The organism is bacterium, assembly GCA_040755795.1.
Lineage (GTDB): Bacteria > UBA9089 > CG2-30-40-21 > CG2-30-40-21 > SBAY01 > JBFLXS01.
The window spans coordinates 1-7,188 of record JBFLXS010000197.1; the positions used below are offsets into that span (position 1 = coordinate 1).

Consider the following 7,188-nt stretch of genomic DNA (forward strand, 5'->3'; position numbering starts at 1 on the left):
TTGATTTCACAAGTGCTGTTTCCAACCCCATTAGCATCCTTCTCTTTTCCATTCACCTTAATCCTTGAACCTCGATCCTTGAACCTTTTTATCCGAAAACCTTCCCCATTTCCCCTTTTCTCCTTATTTACACCTGAACGTTTACAAATCTGCTTTCTTAATTTTCTACCTGCACAGGTCGCATTTCTTTTCAACAGTTTAAAATCTTACCTCTCGTTCTATTCTCACCTCGTATTCATTCCCTTTTTCCCAGACACCCTCTGGGGTAAATTTATATTTTAGAGATGTATTTCCGGATAGGTAGTATTCTAATCCTAATTCTTGTTTAAGTTTAAGTCGAGCGAATTCTTCTTCTTCCCATGGTTCTAATATGCCGCGATAAGTAAGATAAACATCATCAGAGATAAATTTTCCTATCTTAAATTCACTCTCTTCAAATATAGATGATGTTTTTCGTTCTTCTACTTGTTCTTGAAGAGATTCCTGGAAAAGGCGGTTTAATGCCTGTGTTTTAATCTCGACATCCATACCTATAAGTTGACTGAGTTGTTTTTCAAGCGGGACTAACAAGGTAAAAACTACCTCTTTGCCCACGACCTGTTCAAATCCCAGTCTTAGAATAGTCTCATAGTCAGTTGTCTCCAGATATTCAGTATTTCCAATAAGTAAGGCGTTGATTATTTGTTCTTCATTCAACGGTGGATAACCGCCAATTGCCTGAAGTATAGGTTTTGCCTCAGTTAGATAACCTTCATAAATTAATGTAATTTGGCGTTTATCCAACCGGGTGGTTGCATAACCTGAGAGATAAGGAAAAATATTGCCTTCTCTAAATTCAAGCGAAGCCTTTTTTATCGTAAAAAATTTGCTCAGATAATTGACCCGTCCGCCTGATTGGGCATAGATGATGCCCTGTGCCCAGATTTCATCTCCTTTGTTGGATACTGTAAGCCAACTACCCTTTCTTTTTATCGTCACATCAACATATTCGTTATAATATTTAACATTTTTACTTGCAGTAATCATAATTTTATCCCACTGCATTCTGCCTTCTGCTGTTTTTATTTTAGGAGGAAAAGTAAATCTGCTATTGACTATTTTTATTTCGCCACTCCCAATAGGTGCGGTAATATCTCCTTTAATTTGTATATTCACATCTATATTGCCTTCAAAAAATCCAGGAATACTTATTGGCACTGGTTCATGAAAGTTTTTCAGACTGACATCTATACTTTTTAATGTAAATGGTGTGGTGCTTTGCATAACTAAAATACTCTCTCCAACCTTTGCCTGTAAAGAATTACTGACTATCCAATTATTGACAATCCGAATCTGTCCATTGAGATTGGTTAGTCGTTTAGCAAATGGATACCTATTTAATGCCCCATTAGTTATCATTAATGACCCATCGAATTGTGGTTCGTCAAAACTACCACCGATATGCAACCAACCTTCTACTTTACCTTCTGGCCGTTTTATCTCTTTAAACCATAAAGGTAGAATCCTTAAATCAGAATTCTGCATTGCAATTCTTAAATCCCTCCTCTTTTCTACTAATTCGATACGGCCATTAAGACTAATTTTTTCAACATTTGATTTAAGTATTTTAATTTCCTCAAATTCTAATTTCTGACCGAATTTAACCCTACCTGAAAGGCTATTGGGTTCAGGTAATGGTAAAAAATTTAGTATTCCTTTTTCGTATGAAATTTGCGCCGCTAATACTTTAAGAACATCAGATTGATTTATTAATAAATTCTTAGTTGTTAATGTTCCATTTGCTGTATCCCAGGGAGTAATTTCGCCCGTGAAATAAACTTTACCATTAAAGATAGTATTGGTGATAATGAGATTGGTCAGGGTGGCGGTGAGGATTGCTTGGCCATTGGGTTTTATTTCTACCTGGTATTTTTTAAAATCCACTTTTCCGCCATCGTGCTGTGTAAAATAAAGTTTTTGGAATAATAAAATCTTATCTTTGAGACTGAACTCAACCTTACCATAACGGGCATCAAAACCTGGTATATGGAAATCCTCAATATCGACCGCACATTTTAAGATTAAATTATCCAGTTTACCTTCAGCAGTCAGTTTCCCTTTTATAATTCCCTGAAGGTTTGGCAATGAGAATAAACAGGCAATAGCGCTTAATTTTTCATTGTCAATCTGGATTAGACCATTTATGTATTTATCTTTAACTCGAAATGTGCCTTGTAAGGAAGACCTGTCATTAAGTTTTACCTGCTCAATCTGAAATTCATGATTAAGATAATTAACTTTACCGGCTATTTTAGCTATCTTTTCATGTCCAATAATTATCTTTTTAGACTCAACAGATGCCACAACAACAGGATTATTAATATCTCCTTTCACATCTCCAATGACATCAAATTCTCCTTTAAAGTTTTTAAAGTAGTCATACGGCATATCTTCATAATCCATACCCAACAAAGAAAATTTCAGGTCAAGGTTACCCTTCAGAGTAAATGTCCCAAATGTAGTCAATATCCCACCGTGATTTAAAACAATACCCGATTCTTTAATAGTTACTTTCTGATGGGCATACTTAAAATCTATCTTCCCATAATCTATCAGAAAATCGTTGACTTTTCCCCCAGTAAGGTTTAAAATGCCACTTAACTCAGATTTTGAAAGGTGTCCTTTGAATTTAGCATCAGCGGTCAGGATTAAATCTTTATGTTTTAAATAACATATTTTACCATCTAAGTTTATAAGTGAACAGGTTAAATCTACCTCTCCTTTAGTCCAAAGATTCATTTTTCCCGGTTCATTAAAGGTAAGAGATAGGATAGAAACCTTATTTTTTATTCTTTCGAGTTTAAAATCCCCATCCACACTTCTACCATTGATTAAATTAACCTTAAATGATTTGCCAATGATAGTTGTTTTCTGCCTGAACATCTTTTTTATATCAAATTCTCCATCAAATGTTCCTTCAAAGTTTTGAGTCAATATCCCCAGGTTGACATCTTTTGTTTTAATTTGCATTGCGTAAGAAAGGGGTTGGGAAAGTGTAATTTTAGCCACAAGTTCTAATTGTTTGTTTTCAGGTGAAGTGGTAATGTTCAGGTCTGGGTGGTTATAGATTAAACTTCCCTGACAGGGGAGGTAAGATTTTTTATCAATAATAATATTTTCTGCCTTAATTTGTCCACCAATCAATCTTGTTTTCGTGCTTAATTTACCGTCAAAGGAAATATTAGCACAAACAAGTCGATTGAGAAGGTTATATTCATTTAATTTACCGTTTAATAATAACGAAAAAGGCTCATCCATATCCCCTCTTGTCCCTTTTCCTTCGATGTCTATTTTCCCTTGAGGTTGAACAATCTGTCCACTAAAGACAATAGATTTTTTATCCCCTTTAAGTTTTGCCACAATTTCATTAACTGATGGATTTTCTTGTATTTGTAATTTCAAATCACCATTATATTGAATATCGTTTAGTTTCCCGAAGGTGGTTATTTCGCCGGTAATCGTGCCTTTTCCTGATTCCTCTTTACCTACGAGGGTTAATAAAGGAAGTAAATTGCTCTGGTCAAATTTAGCCTTAAGGTTTAATTCTTGTTGAAGGGCTAATTTACCGGTTATTTGTGTGTTTTTGGCAATAACCAGAGAAATCTCCTCAAATCGCTTATCTTTATATCTGAATTTAGTCAGGATAGGGAATTTGTATCCTGCTTGTGTTTGATTAAGCAATTCTGCCTCTCCCATCAAACTAAAACTATGTCCGAAATCAAATTTCCCTTTAAATTTTAAGATACTTTTTAAGTTTAATTTTTTCAAATATGGGAAAATATCTCCTAAACTTTGTGGAGAAAATTTAGAAGTAACAAACTCTATACCCCCTGCCATATTTTTGATGTAGAAATTTTGAGTAGTAAAATCAATATCTTTGAACTTAAACTTTATCTTCTCGGCAATTACACTGTGGTTATCTTCCAGTGAGAAATTACCGGTTATATTTGTAATTGGCGGCTCAAGATGTGTTAATTTAACCACCCCTTTATTTAGATATAAATTACTCTTGAATAAAGTTATATTTTTATCTTCGATTTCACCTGCGATATTTCCACTTATTTGCCCCTGTAATAAATTAACCCAGGGTGTTTTTAAAAATTCGGCATAAGGCGATAATTCCTTTTTGATAATCCGCAGGTTAAAACTGGCTGTTAAAGGAGAGGTTTGATAAATATTGCCACTGATTTTCATTTCCTGTCCCAGCCGAATGTGAAAATAAGGTGGTGGTCCCTCGGGATAATAAGATAGGTAGAAGTCGGTGAGTGTAGTTTGAGTTCCGAATATCTCATCTTTAACTTTCAATGTTGCCTTTTTGATAAGGATGGTCATTGCAGGAGATTTTTTTGTTGGTTCATAGGAATCTTTAAAGATAGAGGAAATATTCCACTTTCCGGTTTTATCCCGATAAAGCTCCAGAGAGGGGTTAATAATAACTATTTTAGATATGCCGCTTTCCAATTTACCCCGCTGGATAATTGGTGTCATTAAATTGTAGTTACAAATTATTTTCTCTATTTGTGCAATAGAGTTTAGTTTTACTCCTTCAAGGATGGCCTGGTCAGGGAATTTAAAATGCAGGTTTTTTATCGTGAGGTTGCCATTAATCCTTTTTTCTACCTCATTAATAATCTTAGTTTTTGCCCAACCTTGTGGAATGCCCTTTTGCCAGACATAGTAAATACTAATACCTGATAAAATAATGGCAATAAAGATAATTATGGGTATTCTCATACTTAAAATTATACCCTAAAATCATAAATTGTCAATAGAAAAAAAGGGGGACGGTTCCTTTTATCGTTTTCCCTATGATTTCTTTCGAATGTCACTTGTAATCGTTCACAGAAAGTTAAAATTGGAAATTAGAAATTGGGCTTTTACTTCCTTCCCTAATTTCTAATTTCGAATTCCCGATTTTAACTTCATTTTCTAACCGCAAGATTTCGACCTGTGCAGGTAAAAAATTAAGGAAGCAGATTTTTAATAAATAGTAAGCGGGTGGATTTAGTAAGCGGATTTAACGGATTTAGCGAAAAAAGAAATAAAAAAAATCCGCTCAATCCGTTTAATCCGCGTACAATTAAAAAATGTAATCTGTTTAATCAATTATCCTTATTATTTCTAATTGCACAGATGGAAATTTTTCCACCTGTGCGATTAGACTAATTCATCGCACAGACGCAAAGGAAAAATAAATGTAAAATAGGAAATGAAAAATGGGAAATTTTAGGAGTTCGCAAGACTTATTACCTTTCAGTTATACATTTTCATTTTGCATTATCCATTTTACATTTAACCGCACAGGTCTCAAAAGTTTGCAATACTTAGAGGAACTCGGCATTTTACTTCTCTTCTCGTGGCAATTTATTGCCAGTGCCGGGACATTGCCTGAGACTCCCTATAAATCCACAAAATCCATAGCTAGTTAATAACATAAGGTAGGGAATTATAGGAAGTCTAAATCGTGCATATCCCACAGGTCCTGTGATTAATATAAAATATGCAATTACTACAATAAATAACACCAGAATTACTTTATTATTATCTTTTATCATTTTCCAAACTCCATAACCGGCGAATAGATAAATCAATAGAAGTAAAATTAATATACTTAGAAGCAGAGATATATTTAATAGGTCAGTTTTAAATAAAGCAGAGACACTTTTCCCCATATCTTTTGTTTCCAGAAAAATAGATAAGGCAGAAGATGAATAATACTTTCCCCCAAAAAGTAGATAAATATCCTCTAGACTATGTCCTAAAAATATCTTAATAGTTCCTTTTAGATGTGCTTGTAAATAAGGAACTGGGTCGTTTAGTATTTTCTGCATACCTAATTTTTCGCATCTCTGAGAAGCTTCAAAGGGGGCCAGATTTTCGCGGGTGATCATTTCCTGAATTTCATTTGTTAATTTCTGTTTTATTATTTTAAAATCTACTCCTTTTTTTTCAGCCTCCATAGGACCATATCGGTACAAAAGCATCTGATATCCCATCAATGATGATAACTTGGGTACACCAAATACCAAATAGTTCCTTAGTATCCAGGTCGAGGTTGTCAAAAGAAACACAATGATAAATATAGAATACATTAATGATAACTTCTTTAAATTTAGTTTATATTTCAAAAAAAATACAAGGATAATGGGAAGAAACAGATAAAGACTTATTGGTCGACATAAAGTAGTTAGACCTAAAAATATACCTGCAAATACTAAATTAACCTTTCTTGTAGTGAGGAAAAATTTAACCAGAAACCAGACAGACGTTATTAATGTAAAAGTAAATAGAGTTTCTGTCCCTAAACAGTTAGAATATACAATACTAGAGAGGTCAATAGCCACTAAGATAGCCGCAACAAAGCCTATCTTCCGACTAAATAAAATTGTGCCTATTTTATATGTGAATATACATGTAAAAACATCAATTAATATTTGAAATAATATTGCAAGATAAGGTTTATATCCAAAGATAGTATATATTGTGGCTAAATAGAATGGATATAATGGGGTTCTTAGACTATCCGGAAGCCGGGATAACTTTTTATCATGGAAAGCACTTAATTTAAATGTAAGTCCCTGAAATCTAGCACCTTTTTCTGGTGTTTGCGATGCATCTGAGAAACTTTGATGCTTAACCAAATCTACAGCAATGTGATGATACAGATAAGAATCTTCTCCAAATGCTCTTTCAGGATGTCTTGCCACACAAACAAATGGAATCAATCTCACTATAAGAGATAACAAAATTATTATTATCCAATACTTATTTTTATTAAGAAATCCTATCATAGATATTTCCTTTAGTGATGGGACATCCCATTGTGCCTCTATAATAACATATCTATATATTTTTGTCAAGTGAATTCTATGAACACCAGCAATTCTCGGTGAAACTAAATAAACAGCCCAAGTAACCACCTTAAAGCCATTTTTTGCTTTTTAAACCGCTGATTTCGACACCCCTCTCATGTTTTGCATGATTTTTAAGTGAAAGCATTCAGAGAGTATTTATTTGCTGGAACACCTAATAGTTGTAATATTTCCATCTGCAGAAAATTCAAGCTCGTCATATATGAAGATATAACTCCATTATGAACAATCTCCACTAAGTTAATATTATTGAAAGCCTCCAGCAGTTTATCAGTCT

The 7,188-nt window shown here is 33.7% G+C and carries 3 protein-coding genes; all 3 read right to left on the minus strand.

What is annotated here, in order from left to right; all coding sequences use genetic code 11:
- The coding region (locus AB1414_12555) for a hypothetical protein (GenBank protein MEW6608254.1) at positions 1-194 on the minus strand (194 nt) is incomplete at its 3' end.
- 4 nt (positions 195-198) lie between these two features.
- Positions 199-4,773: a translocation/assembly module TamB domain-containing protein gene (locus AB1414_12560; GenBank protein ID MEW6608255.1), complete on the minus strand. Its 4,575-nt coding sequence runs from the start codon at positions 4,771-4,773 to the stop codon at positions 199-201.
- Between the two features lie 608 nt (positions 4,774-5,381).
- Positions 5,382-6,959, minus strand: coding sequence for a glycosyltransferase family 39 protein (locus AB1414_12565; protein ID MEW6608256.1), 1,578 nt, complete (start codon positions 6,957-6,959; stop codon positions 5,382-5,384).
- Between the last annotated feature and the right edge of the window lie 229 nt (positions 6,960-7,188).

What these genes read in the sequence shown, in the direction of transcription:
- AB1414_12560 (MEW6608255.1), bottom strand. Translation starts at nt 4,773, where the DNA reads ATGAGAATACCCATAATTATCTTTATTGCCATTATTTTATCAGGTATT.